A 21692-nucleotide genomic window follows, 5' to 3' on the forward strand; every position below is an offset into this window, starting at 1 on the left:
CTGTCGCCGCGCGGTCAGGTCGCTCACACGTGCTCCCGCTGCTCGACCAGTACCGGGGCAGAGGCGGGCAGTACCTCGTCCTCGCCGAGCCGACCCTGGACGCAACCGGCTCGGTGATCGTCGAGGCGCAGCAGGCGGACGCCGGACTGCCGGTCCAGCCACCGTCGGACGGCGCCGGCGGCGACCCGCCGGTTGATCCGGTCCACGAAGGGCATCCGGTTACCGAAGGGCAGCAGGGTCGGTGGGGTGAACTGCCAGCGTGCGTCGGTGAGAGTGGTGACCCGGCTACGCCGGTTGATCCGTGCGGCGGGTGGGTCGACGAGTAGCAGGCGGTCGCCCTGCGGCGTTCGTCTGTCGGCTGCGGCCCGGGCCTGCGGTGCCGGCCACGCGGATCGGGTGAAGACGATCAACCAGTCGCGGGTGTCGCCGTCGGGTAGCGGTCCGACGTCTGCGCGCAGGGCGGCGCGCAGGTCGGGCAGGGTGAGCTGCACCGGACGCCCGCACAGCAGTTTCACCAGGTGGTCGGCGAGGACGACGCGTCGGAACAGGGTGACCCGGTGGCGCGGCTGGGTCAGCCTCAGGTATGCCACGAGACCGCCGAGCAGGTGCCGGTAGCGGATCGCGGGGCCCAGTAGCCGGCAGGAGGCGCCCCGAACGTGGTCGACCACCGCGTCGGGGATCATCCAGATCTGGTGTCCTGCCTTGTCGAGTCGGCGTACGAGCAGGGCGTCGTTCCAGTAGATCGGGAAGCGTTCGTCGAAGATGGCGTCGGGTTCCAGGATGTGCCGGCGCACCATCAGGCAGCTGCCCGAGGCGAGTCGTCGGGGGCGGCTGAAATCCTGTCCTCGCATCTGGAAGGTGTGCAGGGCCCGGCGGAATCCGGGTACCCGTCGCAACACGGTGACCAGCGCCAGGGCCGCGGGGAAGCTGGGCAACTGGATATAGTGCTGCTGGAAGGTGCCGTCCAGATTGAGGTAGAGCGGGCTCACCCCGGCCGCCTGCGGGTGCTCACGCAGGAAGGCGAGCATCCGAGCTAGGGCCCCGGGATGAAAGCGGACGTCGCTGTTGAGCACCAGGATCACCTCTCCCCGGGAACGGCGGTAGGCCTGGTTGACGGCGGCGGCGAAGCCCAGGTTGCGCTCGTTGCGGATGAGGTCGACGCCGGGCCAGCCCGCGAGTAGCTCGGCGGATCCGTCACGGGAGGCGTTGTCGACGGCGATCACCTCGTAGTCGAGGTCGGCGTCGGCCGTGTCGGCCAGCGACTGCAGGCAGAGCCGGGTCTGCTCCCGGGTGTTCCAGCTTGTCAGCAGGATGGACAGCGCGGGTCGGGTGGCGACGCTCATCGGGCTGTCCCCCTGTCGGCCCTGCGCGCGACGACCCGCAGCAGGTCTCCCCGCCGCGGGTGGGTGAGGCGGGGTGAACGCAGGTCCAGCCAGTCTCGGGGGAGGAGACGACGGGCGTGCCGCACCCGGTAGCCCAGCGGCATGTAGTAACGGAACACGGCGGTGTCCTGCCGTACCACATCGAAGCCGGTGGCGGCGAGCAGCCGGGCCAGCGATAGCGGGCTGAAGTGCCAGTGATGGTAGCGGGGCTGCAGGCCGGGCCAGTCGTGTCCGAGGCGGTGGGCTGCCGCCGACGCGATGTTCGGCACCTCCAACGCCAACCATCCGCCCGGCGTCAGCGTCGCCCGGGCCGCCCGCAGGAACGCTCGCGGATCCGCCACATGCTCCAACACGTGGAACGCGCACACCACGTCCGCCCGTAACGACGGCGCGACCTGCTCGAAGCGGCCCTGCCGGACCGGTACTGCCCAGCGGGCCGCCGCGAATCCCGCCGCCGCCTCCGACACCTCCACGCCGGTCACCGTGAAGCCCGCCCGCCTCGCGGCCTCCAGGAAGTAGCCTCCCGCGCACCCGGCCTCGACCAGCACCGACGGCTTCACCAGGGAGGACAACCACCGCAACCGGCGACCCGCCTCGAACCGGCGGGGGCCGGTCAGGAAGTAGTCCTCGTAACCGCCACCGGTGAAGTAGTCCAGGTCGTAGCGAACCGGGGTCTGCCCCGGCTCGGGCACGGTCCAGCCGAGCCCGCAGCCCGTGCACCGGCGCAGCAGGCCGTCGAGGTGAGGCAGGTGGGGCTGGTCGGCGGCGCAGGTCAGGCAGGTACCGACGGAGACGTCGATGCTCATCGGTCGCCCCCTGCGACGCTCGACACCGCCACCCGGCGGGTTTTCGTGGCCAGGGCGCGTAGTCGGCTGCGTTCGTCGGCGCGTAGGTAGCCGCAGAGCAGGAGCAGGGCGGCGGTGAGGGCGAACACCAGCGCGGCGCGGACGGATCCGGCGGCGGCGGCACCCAGGCGCCCGGGCCCGTCGGGCAGCAGTTCGGTGGACGCGGCGGTGACCAGGGCGGCGAGGGTGGCTGCGGCGGCGGGCGGCCAAAGGGTACGCAGCAGCACGCCGATGGGACGGCCGGTCGCCCGGTGAAAGTGGGCCAGGAAGTAGCCGGTGGCCAGCACCACGCCGAGTGAGGTGGCCAGGGGAACCCCGAGCGGCCCGACCAGCACGAGCAGGGGAACGGTCAGCGCCAGGTTGATCGCCACCGAGAGCAGGACGTAGCGGGTCTCCAGCCCCGGTCGCCCTTGCACCCGGGCGGTGACCGTGGCCGCACCGGCGACCAGGTTCAGTGCGTAGGCGGGGGCGAGGATGGCGATGGTCGCCGCAGCCCAGTCGACCGGGTGGCCGAGCCAGAGCCGCACCAGCGGCTCGGCACCGACGACCAGCGCAGCCGCGGCGGGGGCGAGTAGCACGGCGAGGTAGCGCAGGGTGGTGAGGTAGAAGCGGTCCAGCCAGTCCCGACCGCCGATGGCAGTGCGCCGGACGGCCTCGGGGAAGAGCACCTGCAGTGCGAACGCCGGGGGTAGCCGCAGCAGATTGAGCAGCCGTACCCCGAGGTCGGCCGAGCCGGCGACGGCCGGACCGAATGCCGCGCCGAGGATCAGCTTGTCGAGCTCGACGTTGACCGCGCCGGTGGCGCTGGTGAGTTGTACCCGCAGGCCGTACCCGGTGACCCGACGTAGGTCCTGGTTGGTCAGGCGGCCGATGCGGGGAGCGAGGTGCCGGTGTCCGCGTTCCGCGGCGACGGCGAGCATCGCGGTGCGCAGTATCCCGGTTCCGGCGGTGCAGGCGGCGAGGGCGGCGAGGCCGCCGCCGAGGCGGAGCGTCACGACGGTCAGGGCCGCGCCGAAAACCGCAGTGATGCTGGTGACGGCTGCGAGGACGCCGTAGCGCTGGACGCCTTCGAGGATCGCCCGCCAGGGCGTTTCGACGCCGCCGGCGACGACCCCCACCAGCAGCCACAGGGCGGCGTGCCAGGCGTCACGGCTGAGCTCGCCCAGGCGCAGCAGGTGGCTGATCCACGGCCAGCCGCTGGCCAGGACGACCAGCAGCAGCAGACCGAGCACGACTCCCCAGCCCAGGCCCAGCCCGAGTAGCCGACGCACGCTGACCGGGTCGCGCTCCGGACCGGCTCCGGCGACCTCGCGGACCAGTGTCGATCCGAGCCCGAGGTCGAGTACTGCGGCCATGGCCAGTAGACCGGACAGCAGCACCCACACACCGAACTCGACGGCACCGAGACGCTCGTAGACGATCGGCAGGGTCACCACACCCGTCGACGCCACCACGACGCGCGCCGCCAGCATGGTCAGGGTGTTGCGGGTCAGTCGGGCCCCCGCGCGCACGGTCGGTTCAGCCACGGGGAAATCCCCGCAGCAACTCCAGAAGGGTCAACGCCAGCAGGCTCAGGTCCATCCGCAACGACCGGCAGTTGAGGTAGAGCAGGTCACAGCGGAGCTTGTCCTCGACCGTGGCCGCGTAGCCGCCGGTGAGTTGCGCGATGCCGGTCAGGCCCGGCCGGATGAGGTGGCGTAGGTCGTAGTGGGGCATCCGGCGGAACTCGGCGATGAACTCCGGGCGTTCCGGGCGCGGGCCGACCAGGCTCATGTCGCCGCGCAGCACGTTCCACAGTTGCGGCAGCTCATCGAGGCGCCAGCGGCGCAGGTGACTGCCCAGCCGGGTGACCCGCTCGTCGCCGGGGCGGGCGAGGACCGGTCCGGTGTCCCGCTCCGCATCGGTGCGCATGGTGCGGAACTTGACGACGTGGAACAGCCGGCCGCCGGCACCCACTCGCTGTTGACGGTAGAACGGTGGTCCGGTGCTTGCCACGACGAGGCAGATGCCGAGTATGACCGGCAGGATCAGGATGGAGCCGAGGGCGAGGATTCCGAGGTCGAGGCAACGCTGTAGATCCACCCGAGTCTGTCGGTGCGGTCCGGGTCGCAACCGGATCCAGGGCATCCCGCCGAAGCGGCGCAGGCCGGATGGTTGCAGCAGGCCGTAGCAGGGGCGGGCCAACACCAGGATCTCCACACCGAGCTGACGGCACAGCGTCACCGTCGGCACGTCGATGTTCTCCAGCGGGTGCTTGAGCAACAGCATCTGGGGGCGGATCCGCCCGATGGCGGCGACCAGGTCGTCAGGCTGCGTGGACGCGGGCATGCGCACGACAACGTCGAACTCGTCGGCGAGACGGTCCACCAGCGGCATGGTGTCGTCGGCTTCGACGACCATGATCATGGTTCGGTACGGGCGCGGCTGTCGCGGCTTCGGGGATCTGCGGCGGTCGCCGCTGAGCAGTGAGCCAGCTCCGTGCCGGCGCGCGGTTTCGGGCGCGGACGCGGCGAGCGGGCCCTCGGTGTGTGTGCTTGTCGGCTGCTTCATGTCGTACCCTTCGTGCTCCTTCAGACGAACAACGCTAAAGGGTCGTAAAAGGCACTAGATGCGGCAAAGATTGTTGGAGACCCTCAAATACAAGGCTTGCTCATAAAAATGCATCAAGATGCTTGACGGTTCTATCGGACATAATGGTGCATACCGTGGTCCAATCAAGCTGTAAGGGCCACGGTGGTGACTCTGTCCCACCACTGTCAAGGAGTCTCAGGATGGATGCAGAGTCGCTGGAGCAGCCGTTTCAGCCCGGCAGTTCCGTGCCGAGCCGGGTGCTGGTCACCGGCGGGGCCGGTTTCATCGGCGGCGGCGTCGTCGCTCGGCTGATGCTGATGGGAAGCGACGTGCGGGTGATCGACGACTTCTCCACCGGAAGCATGGAGAATCTCGCCGACGCGGCGTACGGAGGACTCCAGGAGTCCGATGTCCTCGACGGCGACGTTCGGACCGCCGAAGCGGTGGACATCATTCACGAGTGGCAGCCCGAGGTGGTGGTGCACCTCGCGGGGCAGAGCAGCGCGCCCGCTGCCCAGGAGATGCCGCTCTTCGACGCCGATGTGAACATCTTCGGCACGATCAACGTCCTGGATGCCTGCGCCCGCAGCGGAGTGCGGCTCTTCGTCTACGCCACCTCGAGCGCGATCTACGGCCCGGTGCCCGCCGAGGCCCTACCGGTACGCGAGGACCACCCCTTGGCCGCCACCGGCCCCTACGGGATCAGCAAAGCTGTCGGGGTCTGCTACCTCGACTGGTACCGCCGGGAGCACGGTCTCGCCTTCACCGCCCTCGCGCTGGGCAACGTCTACGGCCCGGACCGCGCGGTCCGCACCCCCGGGGTGGTGTCGGTGCTGGCCGAAGCCCTGCTCGACGGCGAGCAGCCGACGATCTACGGCGACGGCCGGCAGACCCGCGACTTCGTGCACGTCAGCGACGTGGTTGACGCCATCGCCCGTGCCTGCCATCACCCAGGTGCCGGGCTGGTCAATATCGGCACCGGTCGGCAGACCAGCGTCAACGATCTGTATCGAACGGTCGCGGCCACGGTCGGATCGAGCACCCTGCCCCGCTATGAGCCGCAATTCGACGGCAGCGACCTGCGACGGATGGCGCTGAACAGCGGTAAGGCGTTGCAGTGCCTCGGGTGGCGGCCCACCATCGGGCTCACCGACGGGGTCCAGCTCACCGTGCGCGAGATCCGTCGACGTCGTGCCGGGCAGCAGCGCCCATACCGGCCGACCACCGAGCAGCCCGTCGGCGCAGGACTCTGAGTAGACACGGACGCCTGCGGTTCGCTCCGCAACGACTCGCGAGAAATCCGGCTCGGCGCGGATCCAGCCGTTGGATCAGTCCGCACCCCGGACGGAGTTGCCTCGGCCGGGTGCAGTCGATGCCTGTCTTGGCAACCGACACCGGTCATCCGGAATACACAAGTACCCGTAGTCAGCCAGCCAACGCTTCGGGAGAGGGCCTAAGTCAGCTGCGAGTGGGCAGGAGGGTCCGCCCGCCTTCGCGGCACGCACGTCTTCTGCGCGCGATGACGCCGAACCCTGGCCCGGACGGCGACCCCACCCACCCGCCAGTCAGATGCTCTGGTTCTCCGCCGGCCTGCCCGTCTCCATGAGAATCGACCATCCCGCCCGCGTGCCATCGGCAACGCGAGGCGGTGCGTCAGCATGCGACGAGAGATCAGCCAGGGCTGTCGCGCCCCAGATCCGCGCGCTCCGTGAGCGCTTCGTCGAGCGATCGAGCCACTGCTGACCCCTGCGCGACATCGGTCCTACGCCGATCGCGGGCAGCCTGTCGGGCGCGGTGGTTCGACCCGACGGTCGAGCCTGTCAGGTCAGCTCTGCTGATCCCGTTTCACATTCCCGAAAGTTCCCATTTGACCGTTTTGGGGATGTATGTTCCTTCCGTTAAGTGAAGGGCGTTTTGGTGCCGGGAGGTTGTGACATGTACGGGGTTCCGACGAAGGGGCCTTCCGTCGGCGGTGGTCTCGCCACGACGGGTGCGGCGCTCCACTCCTGGATCCTGGTCGGAATCGGCCTGGTGGTCCTCGGCGCGTCACTGTGGCTGGCCGCTAACGCCGGTCGGGCTCGATGACCCGCCGCACCCTGCTGGGATGGACGCAGGCACTGCTCGGAGCGGTCTGCGGGGCCGCCCTCGGTGCCATCCTGTTCCGCAGCTGGCACGACGTGGCCGTGGTCGAGGCGTGGCTCAACGCGCACCTTGTCTCAGCCGTCGGCCTGGCCGACACCACCTCGGTCGGTGCGGCCGTGACCTTCCCGCTCGACAAGCAATGGGTCGGGTTCCTGGTCTCCACCGGCTGTTCGGTGTCGATGCTGCTCATCCCGCCCTTTGTCCTGGCGAGCCTCCTCGTCGGCTTCCGGCGGCTGACCCTGTCCCGAGCCGCGATCACCGTCGCGCTGGCGGTGGCAATGCTGGTCACCGTCAACCAACTCCGACTCGCCGCCGTCGTCGCCGCCATGCAGATGTGGGGCTTCGAGGTGGGCTACCAACGCAGTCACGTGCTGATCGGTTCCGTCATCAGCACCCTCGGACTGATCGCGGTGGCGATCATCTTCCTGCTTGTCGTCGGCCGTAGCCACCGACCGGGAAGGCAACGCGATGCCCACTGAAATCCCGTCACTGGCGATCCTGAACACCATCGCGTTCCTGCTGTGCGTCTACTTCTGCGCCTACGTCCTTAGCATCCTCGTGCTGCACCTGCGCGCAGGAAGGGCTGCCGGTGGCGATCACAGCCGATTCTCCTGGCACGTCATCGTGCCCTGCCGTAACGAGGCGACGGTCATAGCCGCGACCCTGCAGCGGCTCCTGCACGACATGCCCGATGTCACCATCTGGTGCGTCGACGACGACTCCGACGACGGCACCGCCGCAGTGCTGGCCTCCTTCATCGCTGACCCCAGGGTCCGCGTGGTCACCCGGCGGCGTCCCGATGCCGTACAGGGCAAGGGCGCAGCCCTCAACGCCGCATGGCGGGCCATCCAGGACCACCTGCCCGCCGACACCGACGCCGAGCGGACCATCGTCGGAGTCCTCGACGCCGACAGTCAGCTCGACCCGCGCTGCCGCTCCGCCCTGGCCGGCCCCCGCTACTTCGGCTCACCCGCCGTCGCCGCCGTCCAGATCGAGGTCCGGATGGTCCAGTGCAGTCGACCGACGCCCGGACTCAACCTGTGGGGTCGCCTCCTCGTGCGGCTACAGGACATGGAGTTCCGGGCGCCGATCGCCGCGATGCAGTCGCTGCGCCGGCATACCCGCAGCGTCGCCATGGGCGGCAACGGACAGTTCACCAGGCTGTCGTTGCTCAACGCGCTCGGCGCCCAGCACGGCACACCCTGGCACGGCGCGCTGCTCGAAGACTTCGAACTCGGCCTGCACATCCTGCTGCACGGCGGCGCGACCGAATACTGCGCCGAAAGTTGGGTGACCCAGGAGGCACTTACCAAGGTCAGACCGCTGATCCGGCAACGCACCCGGTGGGCGCAGGGATCCATGCAGTGCGTCCGCTACCTCAACGCGGTGCTGAACTGCCGGCAGATCGGCAACCCGGCCATCATGGAGATCACCCACTTCCTCGCCGCACCCTGGTGCCAACTCATCGGCACCCCCATCTATCTCGGCTGCGTCGGCGTGCTCGGCTGGTACATCAGCCGCACCGACGGCGGCATCGCCGCCTGGTGGACGTCAGGGGGCTGGGGCCTGATCCCGCTGGTGGCGCTGTTCGGCGTCGGCCCGTTCGCAGTCTGGGGACTGGTCTACCGCAACCGCTGCGAACCACACCTGTCGCTTCCGGCCGCCCTCGGCCTCGGCATCGGCCACTGGGTCTACAGCTATCTGCAGTCGGTGGCCGTCTGGATCGCGCTCGGTCGGATGCTCACCGCGCGTTCCGAATGGCACAAGACCGCCCGGGCGGCCGACCCAGCGCCCGCACCTGCCCGAACCGAACCGACTCCCGCAGCAACCAGCCCACGGCGGCTACACCCCCACCAGCTCACCCCCGCCGGCGTACCGGTGATCCGCGCCAGTGTGCCCATCGCCCAACCATCCACCCAGAGCACCCCAAAGACCAGCCCTCACCTCACCAACAGCAACAGAGAGCGAGCAGTGTCATGCGCAAACTAGGACCGGGGCTCACCCGGACCGCCACCGTGCTGGCCGGCGGCCTGGCGATGGTCGTCCTGGCGGCGTCACCAGCGCTGGCCGACACGTCACAGGCGACGGCCAGCGCCCTGCAGATCAGCCTCGTCGGCGGGGGACTGGCCAGTTCCGGAACGGCGACGGCCACCAACGACGGAACGACCGAGTCGATCTCCGGGAACACCAACCCACCGCTGTCGGTGCTGGGTGGCCAGACGGTCATCACCGCTGGCGTGCTGGGCCAGTACGTTCGGGCGTTCAACGACGGCACCTCGGCCGCCTGCGCCGGCGTGCTCGGTAGCGGCGGCACCATCAACATCGGCGCCGGCGGGTCCTGCACCGTGACACCCGGCGCCTCGGTCACCCTGACCCTGGGGACCAACGGCCTGGCCACCATCACACTGGTCGCCGATGCGATCTACGCCCAATGCTCGGCGACGAGCAGCCCGTCGGCGACAGGCAGCGCCACCCTGGTCAACGCCAGCATCGTGTCGACCACTCTCGGCATCCCCACCACCCTGCTCACCCTGCCGGCCAACCCGGCGGCCAACACCGGGCTGAACATTCCGGGCGTGCTGAGCCTGGTCCTCAACGGCCAGACCAGCTCCACTCCCGGACAGCTGACCGTCACCGCGCTCAACCTCAGTGCCCTTGGCGGTTCCCTCGCCTCGCTCGTCATCGGGTCGGCGGGCTGCGGCCCGAACGCGATCGCCCCGCCCGTCCCGGTGATCCCGCTCGCCGGCATGCCCATCGCCGTGGGTCTCGGCGCTGTGGCCGCGGGCACCGGTGGCGGCATCATGCTGCACCGGCGTCGCCGCGCCACCGTGCGGAGCTGACCGATGGGTCGTGGCAGAGCGGACGCTCCCGAGATCATGGTCCTGGTGGGCACCCGCCCCGAGGGCATCAAGATCGCTCCTGTGGTCCGGCTGCTCTGCCACGACCCCCGCATCACCGCCCGGGTCGTCGACACTGGGCAGCAACCCGGCCGGGTCGTCGAGGCCCTGGCGCCGTTCGGGCTGCGGCCCGACGACACCCTGACCATTCGGCGGCGAACCGGCCGCCTCGCCGAACTCGCCGCCGAGCTGACCACCGCCGTGGACCGCAGCCTCCACCGACACCGCCCGGACGCCGTGCTGGTGCACGGCGACACCACCACCGCCCTGATCGGCGCACAGGTGGCGTTCTGGAATCAGATCCCCGTGGTGCACCTGGAGGCCGGACTACGCAGCCACGACCGCGGCCACCCATTCCCCGAGGAGGCCAACCGGGCGATGGTGGCGCGCTGCGTCGACCTGCATCTGGCGCCAACACCCACCGCACGTCGCAACCTACTCGCCGAGGGACTACCCGCACACCAGGTCGTGGTTACCGGCAACACCGTCGTAGACGCCCTACACACCCTGCTGCGTCACGGCGTCGCCCGAGCGCCATCCTGGGTGCACTCGCAACGTCGACTGGCCGTGGCCACCGTGCACCGCAGAGAGAACTGGGGCCGTGGCATCACCGACATCCTCGGTGCTCTCGCCCACGTCGCCACCGCCCACCCCGACCTCGACCTCGCCCTGGTGAACCACCCGAACCCGAAGCTGGCCGCCCAGGTCCAAGCCGGACTCGGTCACGTCCGCAACGCCCGCCTGATGCCGCCGATGCCGTACCCGGAGATGATTGGCCTACTGCACGCCGCCGACCTGGTCGTCACCGATTCCGGAGGGTTGCAGGAGGAAGCCGCCAGTCTCGGGGTGCCGGTAGTGGTCACCCGAGAGACCACCGAACGACCGGAAATCCTGCACCACGGCCTCGGTGAACTCGTCGGTACCGACCCCGACCGGATCATCGACGCGGTCACCCGACGCTTGAGCGGACCGCGCGGCGCACCAGCGGGCTCACCCTTCGGCGACGGCCGCGCAGCCGAGCGCTGTGTGCACGCCATCGCCCGGCTCCTCGACACCGGCGCGCTCGTGCCCGTGGGGGGCGACACACGTAACGCGCTGGTGTCACCGGGGCGACAAGCGGATCGTCGACCTCACCTTCCCCTGCCGCATCGATCCAGGCCTGGCGGCGTGGTCAATGCCGACCTCTTTGAACACGACATCGACCACTAGCGCAGTCTCCGTCATGATCAGGGGGTACCGTCCACCACCCGGGTCAGCAAACCTCACCTGCGGCGGCCGTAGCGACAGCTGATCGATGCACGTCACAGCCGCGGAGACTGTCGCCCGGCCGAGTCCAGCCACCGACGCTGACGGTCGTGCTGACAACAATGCACCTGGTGTGACGGCGAATCTGCCCGTACTGCCGTAGCACGCCACTCACCGGGACACCGAACGAGGAGGCCCCTCAGACGTCTGGGGTTCGGACAGGGCCCGCGCGCAACTCCGGCTACCGGCAGGCGATCAGCGGCTGCGCCCCCGGTGCGAGATCATACCCCGCATCCCAGGGAAACAAGCCCTGCTGGTCGGGCCACACCATCTGCTGAAGGCGAACGCGAGCACGGCCGTAACGGGCGATCGCCAGCCCCGGAAGCAGGTCGTCGGTGGGCGGGCCGTCAATAATGATCGCGTCGTAGCTCGCGATGAAATTGCGGATGAGCTGACCATGGGTGAACCGTTCGGCTCTGTCATGGACCCGTCGAGCCAGATCGTTGAGCAGGCTGTGAGCAATCTCCGGAGACAACCCGGCAGCCACCAGCTCCGGTTGGTCGTGAGCGGTGAGCCCGACGGTGTAGGTGAACGGGGTGAGGTCGGGGTCGTGTTCGGTCGGCAGCACATGAGTGACGGCCCAGCCGGTGGTGTCGATGAGGCGTTCCTGGCGCTGAACGAAGTCGTCGATGCTCGGCACGTACTGTCTCCTGGATCGTGTTTGTGGACGGTCGAGGTCGGACGGATTTACTTCGACGAAGCCCATGGCCCTTGAACGGCTGAATCTGTACCACTCAGTGGCGGTTATGTCTGCGGCAACAAACTCGGCCAAACGGATTCTGTGTTGTCGAGGTCGGCTGAGAGCCCTTCCGGTACGCGGCCCGACCACACCGTGGAACATCTCATGGTGGCGACGAATGACATCGAGAGCAGCTCTGTGTCGTCAACGCGACGAAGCGGCCAGCCTATGGAGGATCTTCGAGAGTTGATACCCTCTCGTCGAGGACCATGCCGTTGACGCTGCTGGATTTCCTGATGAATCGAGGGATGTGGCCCCGGCGTATCAGGCTCGGACCTGCTGCCCGCCGAAGGCCCTCGTCGTCCGCGGCCAGCGCCTCTCCATCATCCATCTCGCGCTCGATGTGTCGGCCGTCGACCAACCGGGCTGCAACTGCCGGCCAGCCGTTGTTCCGCGACAGATCACCGACCAGCCCACTCCGGTTCTGTCGCTGACCCAACTCCAGCCGGGACAACCAGGATCCGACCGGTGCGTGCAGCTGGTGCAACGCTGCATCACCATGCTCAACGTCAACGTCGATCATAGGCAGACCAACGAATCGGGCCAGAAGACGTTTCGCCTGCCACCGTCGCAGCGTAGATCATCCGCATCCGGAGCGTCTTCGGGAACACTCCGAGCTGGCAGTTCTCCGTCCGCCCGGCCGTGCCCGAGTACTGACGCTGCACCCCGGCCGACTTGACGCCCTTCTTCAGGAAGCCAGTCTCGTCGACGATCAGCACCCCCTGGTCGTCGCCGAGGTGCTCGGATACGTAGGCGGACAGGTCATCGCGGACCGCGTCTGGGTCCCACGCCGAACGGTCAGCAGCCGCTGCATCCGATCCGGCGTCGCGTCGCCCGCAGCCTCGGCCAGCGTCCAGCCGTTCTTGCAGGCCAGGGGTGACAACAACCCGACCAGGTAGGTCAGCGCCTGCCGGCGCGGCTCCGCCCGCCCGAACCGGTGCGCGAACCGCGCCAGCAGATCATCCAGACCCGCCCGCCAGCCCACGACCTCATCGACCAAAACAAGCACATGAGCCTGCCCGCACTGCGATCGGCCACCACAGACAGACAGTGCAACCACGCAAACCGCCGACCGAACAGCACCGACATTCGCAGCTACATGGCGCGTTCAACTCCCATAATGATCATGGCGACGAGAAGCTGAAGCTCTAGATGAAGCAACCACGGCTGGAGTATTAGCGGCACCAGGGTTGAGGAAGCTTGGCGAGCCAACCCTGAACGAGCTTCGCCCTGGCGGTGTCGCCGGTCGCGGTAAACGCGGCGATCGCGTGATGGTGGCTGCTCTGGGCCTCGTCGAATCGGCGTACCTCGGCCAGGGCGTTGCCGAGGTTGCCCCATGCTTGGCCTTCGCCGTGTAGGTCGCCGGTCTGTTGAAGGATCTTGCGGGCGTGGGTGTGGGCGGTGATGGCCTCGTCGAATCGGCGTACCTCGGCCAGGGCGTTGCCGAGGTTGCCCCATGCTTGGCCTTCGCCGTGTAGGTCGCCGGTCTGCTGGTAGGCGTTTAGGGCGTGGGTGTGGGCGGTGATGGCCTCGTCGAACCGCCGCGCCTGGGGCAGGGCGAGGCCGAGGTTGTTCCACGCAGTGCCTTCGCCGTGTAGGTCGCCGGTCTGTTGAAGGATCTTGCGGGCGTGGGTGTGGGCGGCGATCGCCTCGTCGAACCGGCGTACCTGGGCCAAGGCGAGGCCGAGGTTGCCCCATGCTTGGCCTTCACCGTGTAGGTCGCCAGCCTGCTGCAAGACGTCACGAGCACAAGTGGTGATGGCAATCACATCGGTGAAGTGGCGGCGGAAGAACAGGAAGTGGGCGAGGGTGAACGCAAGGTCGGTGGTGGTTTCGGGCCGCTGGTAGTCGGGGGCGGTGATGGCGACGGTAATGAGGTTGGTGTGCTCGGCGTCCAGCCAGGCCAGGGCGCGCTTCTGGTCGGGAAACACGCTGGTGTCGGCGGGGACGGTGGGGTGGAGATGGGTGGTGGCGGTGGCGGCGGTGTGCCGGTAGTGGTCGTACAGCCGTCGCCGGGCCGCCACCGCCTCGGTCTCGGTTGTGGCGGTGGCGGAGTGGCTGTCGTCGGGTGGTCGGTCGTCGGACCACCCGCTGGCCTGATGGGTTTGTTGGTCAGTGGCGTACAGGCGGACCAGGTCGTGCATGCCCCACCGGTCGGGTGTGGGTTCGGTGATCAAGTGGGCGCGGTGGAGGTCAGCCAGTAGCCGCTCGGTCTGTTGTTCGGGCAGGTCGACCAGCCGGGCGGCGCCGCCGGTGGCGATGTCCGGGCCGGGGTTGACTGGCAACAGCCGGAACAGGCGGGCCTGCGGGCCGGTGAGGTGCTGATGCGACAGATCGAACGCGGCCCGCACCGCGGCCTGCTGCCGGGACAGGCCGTCGAGACGGTACTGGTCGTCACTCAGATGCCTGGCCAGGGCATGGGGGTGCAGATGAGGACGGTCGGCCAGCAGCGCGGCGACGATCCGCAGCGCCAGGGGCAGCCCCACGCACAGCTTAGCCAGTTCGGCCAGCCCAGTAGCATCAAGCAGGCGCGGATCATCAGGGCCGCGACGCCCGGCGACGATCCGCGTGATCAGATCCAGTGACGCCTGCGCGTCGAGGGTGTCCAGGTCATGTAGCCGTGCGTCGAGGTCCAGGGTGTGCCGGGAGGTTACCAACACCGGAGTACGGGCATCGGCAGGCAGCAGCGGCCGTATCTGCTCCTCGGCCGAGGCGTTGTCAATGATCAGCAGTAGCCGCCGGTCCTGATGTGTGTAGGCGTCCAGGACACTGCGCCACAACCGGGACCGGTCCTGCTCCCCGGCGGGAATGTGCTCACCCGGTATGCCAATCGCCGACAACCAGCCCGTCAGTGCCTGCCCGGCCGAGAGCCGGCGGTCCGGGTCGTAGCCGAACATGTCGACGAACAACACCCCACCCGGGAACCAGCCCTCCGCTAACACCTGGTGCGCGGTGTGCAGGACGAGCTCCGTCTTCCCGACCCCGGCCAGCCCTGCGACCGCCGACACCACTTGCACCTCCCCAGGCTGGTCGGGGCGTAGCCAGTAGCGGAGTGTCTCGGTCATCTCGGTACGGCCGGTGAACACTGGTGACGCCGGTGGCAGCCCGGTCAACGCTGGTGCCACCTTGCGCGGCAGCACCACCTGAATGTCACGGCCCTGGATTACCGCGTGGAAGAACACGCCACCGCCGATCGTGTTCGACACCCCGCCGTCCGCCGACGGCCCGACAGCGCCGGTCACCGGATGCCACCCGACCCCGACGGCGGGAACGAAGGCAGGTCACGGATGTCCCGACCCATGATCAGCGGCCCGTGGAAGGTCCCGCCCTCGACCCGGTTCTCCGTGTCACCCCCACCGCCATCCGCGGCAGACCCCGTGGCCCCACCGGCCGCAGCCGCGTCCACCGCGGCTGGCCCCAGACCGTGGATGTCCCGACCCATGACGACAACCCCGTCGGCCTCGACATCAGTAAGCGTGTTGCGGGTGGTGTCCATCGGGACGCTCCGGGTCTGCGCCACCAGGGCCCGGCGGCCGACGACGGCGGAGTACCCGGCCAGCAGCACCGCAGCGACGTTCAGGAACACGCCCATGACACTGCCCCATCGGTCGGCGTCCTCCAGGCCCTGCCCTGCCAGGAACCTGCCCAACGCGATCAGCGCCAGCCCGAGGACCACCAATCCGCCGACCGACCACCACCGAACATCGCTACGCACCGCCATGTATCCATTGTCGACAGCCCCGCTACAGGAGCGGTCTATCCACGCGGCGGGACACCGCAGGAGTGTGGCGTTGTGTGTTTGGTAGCGGACAGCCCCCGCCTGCCAAGCACCGTCCGGGAACACCATTACCGCTCTCACGACCACCAGTCTCCCGACTGATGGGAAGCACGTCGAGCGAGATCTGACCACCTCCGACCAGCCCGCTGCAGCAGGATCATCTCTAGATGATCATCGATGGTGTGCGAGGCATGTGCTCGTCGGCGGATGCCAGCCCGGGTCAACTGGAGCCTACCGGTTCACCACAGCCGATTGTGGTCGCAAACGAGGGTTCGTGTGCTCGAGCTGTGCTCCTGGGCTGGTTAAACGGGACTCCGGGTGCCGTGGATGAACGTAAGCCACTCCCTGCCACCCTAGATGAACCCGCAGGTCGCTCAAGGACGTCTCGCAACTCGGTGTCAGGTCTATGGTGGATCATGTTCGGGTGCAGGTGACACTGGTCAGGTTGCTCGCCGAGCGTGGTGGTGACGCGATCGCTGACGGTCGGCCGGCCGGCCGTGGTCGCTCGACCTCGCCGACCGGGTGTTGCTGGTGGCCGTGTACTGGCGCACGAACCTGACGATGCGGCAGATCGGCCCCCTGTTCGGGGTGTCGCACTCCGCCGCGCACCGGGTCATCGACACCCTCGGCCCCCTGCTCGCCCTCACCCCGGGACGCCGGCGCAGGGTCGAGCAGATCACCATCGTCGACGGCACCCTCGTCCCCACCCGCGACCACCGCCTGGCCGCCCCGAGCAAGAACTACCGCTACAGCATCAACCTGCAGGTCGCTATCGACGCCCACACCCGCCTCGTCGTCGCCCTCGGCGATCCGCAACCCGGCAACCGCAACGACACCGTCGTCTACCGCACCTCCGGCATCAACCAGAAACTTACCGGAAGGCCGGTCATGGCCGACGGCGCCTACCGCGGCAACCCGGAGGTGATCATTCCGTACCGCAAACCCACCGACGGCAGCGAACTACCCGACGGGAAGAAGGAATTGAACAAGCAACACCGCAGCATCCGCGCCCAGGTCGAACACACCCTGGTCCGCATGAAGACCTTCAAGATCCTCCGCGACTACCGCCGAGCCGCCCACACATTGACCGACACCGCCTCCGGCATCGCCCACCTCCACAACATCATCCTCGCCGGCTGACACCAACACCGTTGCCGGGCAACGCCTTCACCGAGTTACGAGACGTCCTTTAGTGGTCGCCGCGCGACCACCGGCATTTCCAGCGGTCGAAGGGAGGCGGAGTTCGTCAGGGTGCGTTACACCCCGCACCGGCTGCACCACCGCCACAGAGCCGCGGGGTATCGCCGTGGTGCGAAAGCCTCATGGGACGCTACAGAAGTAGAGAACCGTGGTGAGCATGCCGACAGAGCCGGTCACCTGAGAGGATGTCCAGCCGCCGGGGCCGGTGGCAGACAGTTGGAAAGTGCCGCTACCGATGGCAAGCAGCGGGCCCGGGACGGTGACCGTGGTGGCATTGGCCGCGAGAGTTCCACCCCCGGAGAAGGGACCCGAGAGAGACCAGGTGAAGGCGCTCCTGGTCAGGCCGCCGACGGGCAGGTCCCAGGTGAAGGTCGGCGGCGCCAACAGACCGGCGGTGCATCGCAGATTGGTCGGCGGGTTGACCGTGCCGGCCCGGAAGGTGTCAGTGCCGTACTCGCTGCCGCTCCATGAAGCCACCGCTGCCTGTGGCGATGCGGCCACATTAACGATGCCGGCGAGCACGAGGGCCATGGTGCTTCTGGTCCAGTTATGGAACACGAGTCGACGGTTGCCTACCAGTGGTGCAGCAGAGAACAGCGGGGGCTTCACGGCTGTCGTATCCAGGGCCGGCGTCTGCGCGTGGCACGCATGATCAGCAGGCCGGCGATGAGCGCGCTGACGCCGGCGATTACCGGTGTCCGCAGTTCGGGTCCAGTGTGCGGAAGGGGGCCGACGTTGCCGCCTGTCGATGCCCGGTCGCCGAAGCCGACCGCCGTGACGACGAGGTCGGCCGACCCCAAAGCCATACTGTTGGTGAGCAGGCTTGCGGTGATGAGCACCCACCGTTGCTGATCGGCGCGCATCGAGCTGATGGTTACCGGGTGGGTGGTCAGCGCAGCGGCTGGGCCCTGAGGAAGGACCTGCTTCTGCTCGCCAGCGGGACAGGCACTTTCCACCCAGCGCCTGGCGCACACCGCGACCATGACCTGGAGCCCGTCGGGATTGAGGGCGAGTGCGCCCAGCGCCGCCAGGGAGATGGTCACCGTGCCGGGCTGCCTCGCCTGCGCCGTGACGCCGACCTGCCAGGGCACGGGATCGTCCGGCACCATGTGGGTCATGCGGTCCTGGTCGCCGATGGAGATCAGGGTAAGGCTCCTGCTACGGATGACGTTCTCGGTCGTTCCTGCGCGCGCCTGGCCGGGGTGCACCAGTACCGCGGCGGTGAGGCCCGACAGTAGCGCCACAACGATGAGTGGACGTCCCGCGCGTGGGCCGACGTCCGGTGGGGTGCGGTGTCCGTGATCTGACCGCGGTGCCGGAGACGGCCTCCGGCGGTGCCAGGGGCGTTTCCGAAGCGTCCGCGGCGAGGCGCCGCGAGGCCAGAACGCCCAGGTGACCATGATCGCGATGCCCATCGCGATCATGCTTGTCACGTAGATGTTCGACAACGTGCGCACCGCGTACCCGAGCTTGGGCACCGACCACTCGACGAGCCGCACATGTGTCACCGCGTGCGGCGCGGCGTCATTGGACTCGTTCGCGTCACCCCGCAGCGTGAGGAGGCGCACCTCTCCTCCGCCATCGGCGATGTCAACCACGCGGTGGGTGATCGGGGGCAACGGGGTGCGGTCGACAGTGACGACATCTCCCACGGCAACCTCGGAGGCGGGTATCTCCCGTACCACCGCCAGCGATCCGGCGGGGATGGTAGGCCCCATCGATCCGGTCTTGAACAGGATGAGGGAGACGTCGAAGAACAGGGCCAGCGGAACGAGGACTACGCACACCGCCCCGCCGATGGCGAACAGGGTCAGCGCCATATCGGCGACCCGCACGAGGATGCTGCGCCGTTGATGGAATCGTCCCACCATCTGCAGGGATCCTTACGTTGACGTTGTAGTGAACTGCCAGGTGACGGAGCCGGTCGTGCCCTGGTAGGTGTTGCTCGCTCCGGACTGGATGCGCGTCTCGAAGCAGAAGCGCAGCTGTGGTGTCGTGCCGCCCGGAGCTGTAACGGGGGAGGAGACGGCGGGAGTGGGCACCGAGGTGATGCTGGTATAGCTGGGGCCGACGATCCAGACGGGGGATCCGGTGAAGGCGGCGGCAGCGCAGGTGGTGTTGGTGGCAGCGGTCCGCACCGCGCGATACTGGAGAACTGGCAGGAGCGCGCCGGAGTCGTTCGAAGAGTTGCTCAGTGCAACGGTCCCACTGGTGGTCGTCGTCGATGTGGTGCGGATGTCGATCCACGCGTAGTACGAGACCGCGGGGGACATCGCTGTGGCGTTGAAGACCAGCATCGCCGAACTCGCTGCTGGAGTGTGGCTGGCCCAACTGCTGGATGCGGTCTGCGACTCGGTGCCGAAGATGCTGGCGGCGAATGATCCCGCGCCGTACTCGCCGTCGGTCCACGAGGCGAGTGTGGACGTCGTCCCGAAGCCGAGGACGAGCGCACCGGCGAGTACGGCACGGATCTTGCGCAGCCGGGGCGGATTGGCTGCAGCCCGGTGGTTGACCGCGGACATCGCTCTAGACGGACTCCGCCAACAGCTGCCAGGTCTGGACGACGGATGTGCCCTGCACCAGAGTGGGTCCCGCCGTGACGACGAAACACAGGAAGGCGGGCGCGCCAGGTGTTGTGGGTGGGGTGCCTTCAGTAAGGTTGAACGATGTCGCGCCGGCGACTGAGGTGAGCGGGGTGCCTTGGGTCACGATCCACGTCGGGGTGGTGGGTGTCGCATCGCAGTCGGCGAAGGTGGGAACGGTCGCGATTCCGTAGGTGAGACCGACGAAGGCCGGCGGAGCGGGAGTGGCCGACGCCACCGTGACCGTGGCGTCGTATGTGGTGGCCGCGGTTAGTCGAACGGCGAACGGTGCCGCCACCACGTCGCCGGGGCTGATGTCGTCGAAGCCGGTGCTGAAGGCCAGTGCCGCGGCCGAGCCGGCTGTGGGGTGCTCCGCGTAGGTGGTGCCGTCGGTGCTTCCCTCGATGCCGAACGTGCCTGCGCTGAAGGTGCCTTTGGCATATTCAGAGTCGTTCCAGGCGGCAAGCGTGATCGTTGCTCCAACCCCGAGGGCGAGCCCTCCGGCGAGAATCGCTTTGAACTTGCGGCGATTTGTTCGGCTGACCGACTCGCCACTGGTGGTCCCTGCCTCTTCCCCCAACGTGTCCTCCTTGTACGACGCCAGTGCGCTGTGTCGGCGACACGGCGCAGTGGTGGTCTGACCCGGGCTGCCTTCTGTGACGGGCCGCCGTTCAGGCGGGCCGAGGCGTGGTGAGGGGCCACACAAGGAGCAACTTATCCGATAAGCGGACAAAACACTTGATGTTGCCGATTCTGCCACACCTGGACTCCCGATGCCAGGCACCGGAGAACCGGCGACGCGAGGGATAGGCCCTGTTCTGCCCGTCCGACCACGGCAAGCCGTGCCGGCGCATCCTGAACGACCTTGTCCACGGTTCGACGGCGGCTCATGCGTCTGCAGCCAACGGGATCGCCGTAGCGCGGATTCCTAGGTGAGGAGATCGTTGACCGCGACGGCCGCGGCGCCTGGACCGTCCTCGGCGTCGATGCCCGCACCGATGATCGTGGCGCGGCTGCCGTACTCAGGATTGGCCGTAACCTCAGCAAGCCGTTGCGCCAGGGCGGACTCGGTGAGCCGTCGTAGGGGCAGCGGCCGGGGCCCGACCCCGAGGGCCGGCACACGGTGTGCCCAGAAGAACTGATCGGCGAAGCTCGGCAGGACGACTGACGGTTTGCCGTGGGCGAGGACCTGGGCGAGGGTGCCAGCCCCACCGTGGTGCACTACCGCGGCGACCCGCCCGAGGATCTGGTGGTAGTCAAGGTCTTCAACCAGATGAACCCATCGCGGATCGAAGCTGTGAGCGAGTCCGGCAACGCCACGTTGCAGCACGATCCGCAGCCCGGCACGACGCGCGGCGGCAACCAGGAGCTGACTGACCCGATTCGGGTCGAGCGTCGGCGTCGAGCCGAGCGTGACAAGTATCGGCGGAGCGCCGGCAGCGACGAAGCGCGACGTGGCATGATCCAGCATGCCGTCAGTCTGGGCGGAATCTCGCAGATATCCTGTCATGATCACTTCTGCCGGCCAGTCATCGGGCCGAGGCAGCACCTTCGGGCTCACCCCGACGATCACTCCGACCCGTTGGCGTCGCAGGTTCAGCGCCTGCCGGGTGGACAGCGGTGGACGACCAAGAACCTCTCGTCCGAGCCGGTTCATGATGCGTCCGGTCAGCTTCCATGCACCCCAATCGTCGGCAGCGTATGAAAGCCGGTTCCCCAAGGGCCCCAGCGTAGGACCGATCCGGTGCCCTGTGGCGGAGGGGAATGCACGTGTTCGGACGGCGGGCACGTGGTGCACCTCGACAACGGGTATCCCCAGGTGGTTGGCGACATCGAGTGCAGGGAACGCCATCGGATGGCAGAGCATCGCCCCCACACCCCGTGCGGCAGCGAGCGTGCCCCTGTAGATGCGCTCGAACTGAGGGGTCAGCGCCGACATCAACCGCGCAATAGCTACAGGATCGTAGTCTCGGCGCAGGGCTGTTCGCGCCGCCGGTAGACCGAGGAGGTGGCGGCTGGAGTCCATGTCGATCGGTCTCATGTCCAGCCCCGAACCCCGGCCAAGATCGCAAAACTCGCGTTGGGTCACCAACCGCACTTCATGACCCGCACTGACCAACGCGCGGCCGAGTGCAACGAAAGGATCAATGTCCCCACGTGATCCGAATGCCGCCAGGAGCAATATCATCAATACCCCGCCTTCCCGCTTGCTGTCGTAAATGATCCTCCCTTCGGTCCGCTCGTGCCAGCG

The 21692-nt window shown here is 68.2% G+C and carries 17 protein-coding genes and 2 pseudogenes; 6 read left to right on the plus strand and 13 right to left on the minus strand.

Annotated elements, in window-relative coordinates; all coding sequences use genetic code 11:
• Positions 1–23: 23 nt before the first annotated feature.
• Genes B5D80_RS04330 through B5D80_RS04345 form a run of 4 tightly spaced genes read right to left on the minus strand, consistent with a single transcriptional unit; the run spans position 24 to position 4627 of the window.
• Positions 24–1343, minus strand: a complete 1320-nt coding sequence (locus tag B5D80_RS04330; RefSeq protein WP_088642447.1) for a glycosyltransferase family 2 protein — start codon at positions 1341–1343, stop codon at positions 24–26.
• Complete coding sequence (locus tag B5D80_RS04335) at positions 1340–2188, minus strand: class I SAM-dependent methyltransferase (RefSeq protein ID WP_088642448.1); 849 nt, start codon at positions 2186–2188, stop codon at positions 1340–1342. Before B5D80_RS04335 ends, B5D80_RS04330 begins: the two co-directional genes overlap by 4 nt.
• On the minus strand, positions 2185–3753 hold the full coding sequence (locus B5D80_RS04340) for a lipopolysaccharide biosynthesis protein (protein WP_088642449.1): 1569 nt from the start codon (positions 3751–3753) through the stop codon (positions 2185–2187). The genes B5D80_RS04335 and B5D80_RS04340 overlap by 4 nt, the downstream gene beginning before the upstream one ends.
• Complete coding sequence (locus B5D80_RS04345; RefSeq protein ID WP_211291389.1) at positions 3746–4627, minus strand: sugar transferase; 882 nt, start codon at positions 4625–4627, stop codon at positions 3746–3748. The genes B5D80_RS04340 and B5D80_RS04345 overlap by 8 nt, the downstream gene beginning before the upstream one ends.
• A 371-nt stretch (positions 4628–4998) precedes the next feature.
• Between B5D80_RS04345 and B5D80_RS04350 the strand changes: the two genes are divergently transcribed.
• The 5 genes from B5D80_RS04350 (at position 4999) to wecB (ending at position 11046) form a co-directional block, all read left to right on the plus strand.
• Positions 4999–6051: an NAD-dependent epimerase/dehydratase family protein gene (locus B5D80_RS04350; protein ID WP_158224121.1), complete on the plus strand. Its 1053-nt coding sequence runs from the start codon at positions 4999–5001 to the stop codon at positions 6049–6051.
• Between the two features lie 828 nt (positions 6052–6879).
• A complete protein-coding gene (locus tag B5D80_RS04355) occupies positions 6880–7419 on the plus strand; it encodes a hypothetical protein (RefSeq protein ID WP_088642452.1) in 540 nt (179 codons plus the stop codon).
• Positions 7409–8929 carry a glycosyltransferase gene (locus tag B5D80_RS04360; protein WP_088642453.1) on the plus strand — a complete coding sequence of 507 codons (1521 nt, stop codon included), beginning with the start codon at positions 7409–7411 and terminating at the stop codon, positions 8927–8929. The genes B5D80_RS04355 and B5D80_RS04360 overlap by 11 nt, the downstream gene beginning before the upstream one ends.
• Positions 8917–9780 carry a choice-of-anchor P family protein gene (locus B5D80_RS04365; RefSeq protein WP_144081575.1) on the plus strand — a complete coding sequence of 288 codons (864 nt, stop codon included), beginning with the start codon at positions 8917–8919 and terminating at the stop codon, positions 9778–9780. The genes B5D80_RS04360 and B5D80_RS04365 overlap by 13 nt, the downstream gene beginning before the upstream one ends.
• A 3-nt stretch (positions 9781–9783) precedes the next feature.
• Positions 9784–11046, plus strand: coding sequence for a non-hydrolyzing UDP-N-acetylglucosamine 2-epimerase (gene wecB, locus B5D80_RS04370; protein WP_088642455.1), 1263 nt, complete (start codon positions 9784–9786; stop codon positions 11044–11046).
• Between the two features lie 277 nt (positions 11047–11323).
• Here wecB and B5D80_RS04375 read toward each other — a convergent pair whose 3' ends face one another.
• From B5D80_RS04375 to B5D80_RS04390, 4 genes and pseudogenes are all read right to left on the minus strand, one after another.
• The gene (locus B5D80_RS04375; protein WP_088642456.1) at positions 11324–11782 is read right to left on the minus strand and encodes a DUF4262 domain-containing protein; all 459 of its coding nucleotides are present in this window, start codon (positions 11780–11782) and stop codon (positions 11324–11326) included.
• Positions 11783–12486: 704 nt separating this feature from the next.
• Positions 12487–12848, minus strand: a pseudogene (locus B5D80_RS04380) (IS701 family transposase); the annotation flags it as partial.
• Between the two features lie 208 nt (positions 12849–13056).
• On the minus strand, positions 13057–15123 hold the full coding sequence (locus B5D80_RS34745; RefSeq protein ID WP_088642457.1) for an ATP-binding protein: 2067 nt from the start codon (positions 15121–15123) through the stop codon (positions 13057–13059).
• Positions 15120–15596, minus strand: a complete 477-nt coding sequence (locus B5D80_RS04390) for a hypothetical protein (RefSeq protein WP_144081576.1) — start codon at positions 15594–15596, stop codon at positions 15120–15122. The genes B5D80_RS34745 and B5D80_RS04390 overlap by 4 nt, the downstream gene beginning before the upstream one ends.
• Before the next feature lie 499 nt (positions 15597–16095).
• Between B5D80_RS04390 and B5D80_RS04395 the strand changes: the two are divergent.
• Positions 16096–16799: pseudogene (locus tag B5D80_RS04395) on the plus strand (transposase family protein); the annotation flags it as partial.
• 180 nt (positions 16800–16979) lie between these two features.
• Here B5D80_RS04395 and B5D80_RS04400 read toward each other — a convergent pair.
• The 5 genes from B5D80_RS04400 to B5D80_RS04420 form a co-directional block, all read right to left on the minus strand.
• The gene (locus tag B5D80_RS04400) at positions 16980–17381 is read right to left on the minus strand and encodes a hypothetical protein (RefSeq protein WP_144081577.1); all 402 of its coding nucleotides are present in this window, start codon (positions 17379–17381) and stop codon (positions 16980–16982) included.
• Positions 17382–17464: 83 nt separating this feature from the next.
• On the minus strand, positions 17465–18730 hold the full coding sequence (locus B5D80_RS04405; protein ID WP_088642460.1) for a signal peptidase I: 1266 nt from the start codon (positions 18728–18730) through the stop codon (positions 17465–17467).
• A gap of 12 nt (positions 18731–18742) precedes the next feature.
• Positions 18743–19381 (minus strand): hypothetical protein, encoded by a 639-nt coding sequence (locus B5D80_RS04410; protein WP_088642461.1) that lies wholly within the window; start codon positions 19379–19381, stop codon positions 18743–18745.
• A gap of 4 nt (positions 19382–19385) precedes the next feature.
• Positions 19386–20021, minus strand: a complete 636-nt coding sequence (locus tag B5D80_RS04415; RefSeq protein ID WP_158224122.1) for a SipW-dependent-type signal peptide-containing protein — start codon at positions 20019–20021, stop codon at positions 19386–19388.
• Between the two features lie 348 nt (positions 20022–20369).
• Positions 20370–21629, minus strand: a complete 1260-nt coding sequence (locus B5D80_RS04420) for a glycosyltransferase (protein WP_088642463.1) — start codon at positions 21627–21629, stop codon at positions 20370–20372.
• Positions 21630–21692: the final 63 nt, after the last annotated feature.

Origin of the sequence: Micromonospora wenchangensis (assembly GCF_002210435.1) — a bacterium.
Lineage (GTDB): Bacteria > Actinomycetota > Actinomycetes > Mycobacteriales > Micromonosporaceae > Micromonospora > Micromonospora wenchangensis.

Coding starts and splice junctions, on each gene's coding strand:
- B5D80_RS04330 (WP_088642447.1), bottom strand. CDS start 1,343: ATGAGCGTCGCCACCCGACCCGCGCTGTCCATCCTGCTGACAAGCTGG.
- wecB (WP_088642455.1), top strand. CDS start 9,784: ATGGGTCGTGGCAGAGCGGACGCTCCCGAGATCATGGTCCTGGTGGGC.
- B5D80_RS04355 (WP_088642452.1), top strand. CDS start 6,880: ATGACCCGCCGCACCCTGCTGGGATGGACGCAGGCACTGCTCGGAGCG.
- B5D80_RS04360 (WP_088642453.1), top strand. CDS start 7,409: ATGCCCACTGAAATCCCGTCACTGGCGATCCTGAACACCATCGCGTTC.
- B5D80_RS04335 (WP_088642448.1), bottom strand. CDS start 2,188: ATGAGCATCGACGTCTCCGTCGGTACCTGCCTGACCTGCGCCGCCGAC.
- B5D80_RS04350 (WP_158224121.1), top strand. CDS start 4,999: ATGGATGCAGAGTCGCTGGAGCAGCCGTTTCAGCCCGGCAGTTCCGTG.
- B5D80_RS04365 (WP_144081575.1), top strand. CDS start 8,917: ATGCGCAAACTAGGACCGGGGCTCACCCGGACCGCCACCGTGCTGGCC.
- B5D80_RS04420 (WP_088642463.1), bottom strand. CDS start 21,629: ATGATATTGCTCCTGGCGGCATTCGGATCACGTGGGGACATTGATCCT.
- B5D80_RS04410 (WP_088642461.1), bottom strand. CDS start 19,381: ATGTCCGCGGTCAACCACCGGGCTGCAGCCAATCCGCCCCGGCTGCGC.
- B5D80_RS04405 (WP_088642460.1), bottom strand. CDS start 18,730: ATGGTGGGACGATTCCATCAACGGCGCAGCATCCTCGTGCGGGTCGCC.
- B5D80_RS04345 (WP_211291389.1), bottom strand. CDS start 4,627: ATGGTCGTCGAAGCCGACGACACCATGCCGCTGGTGGACCGTCTCGCC.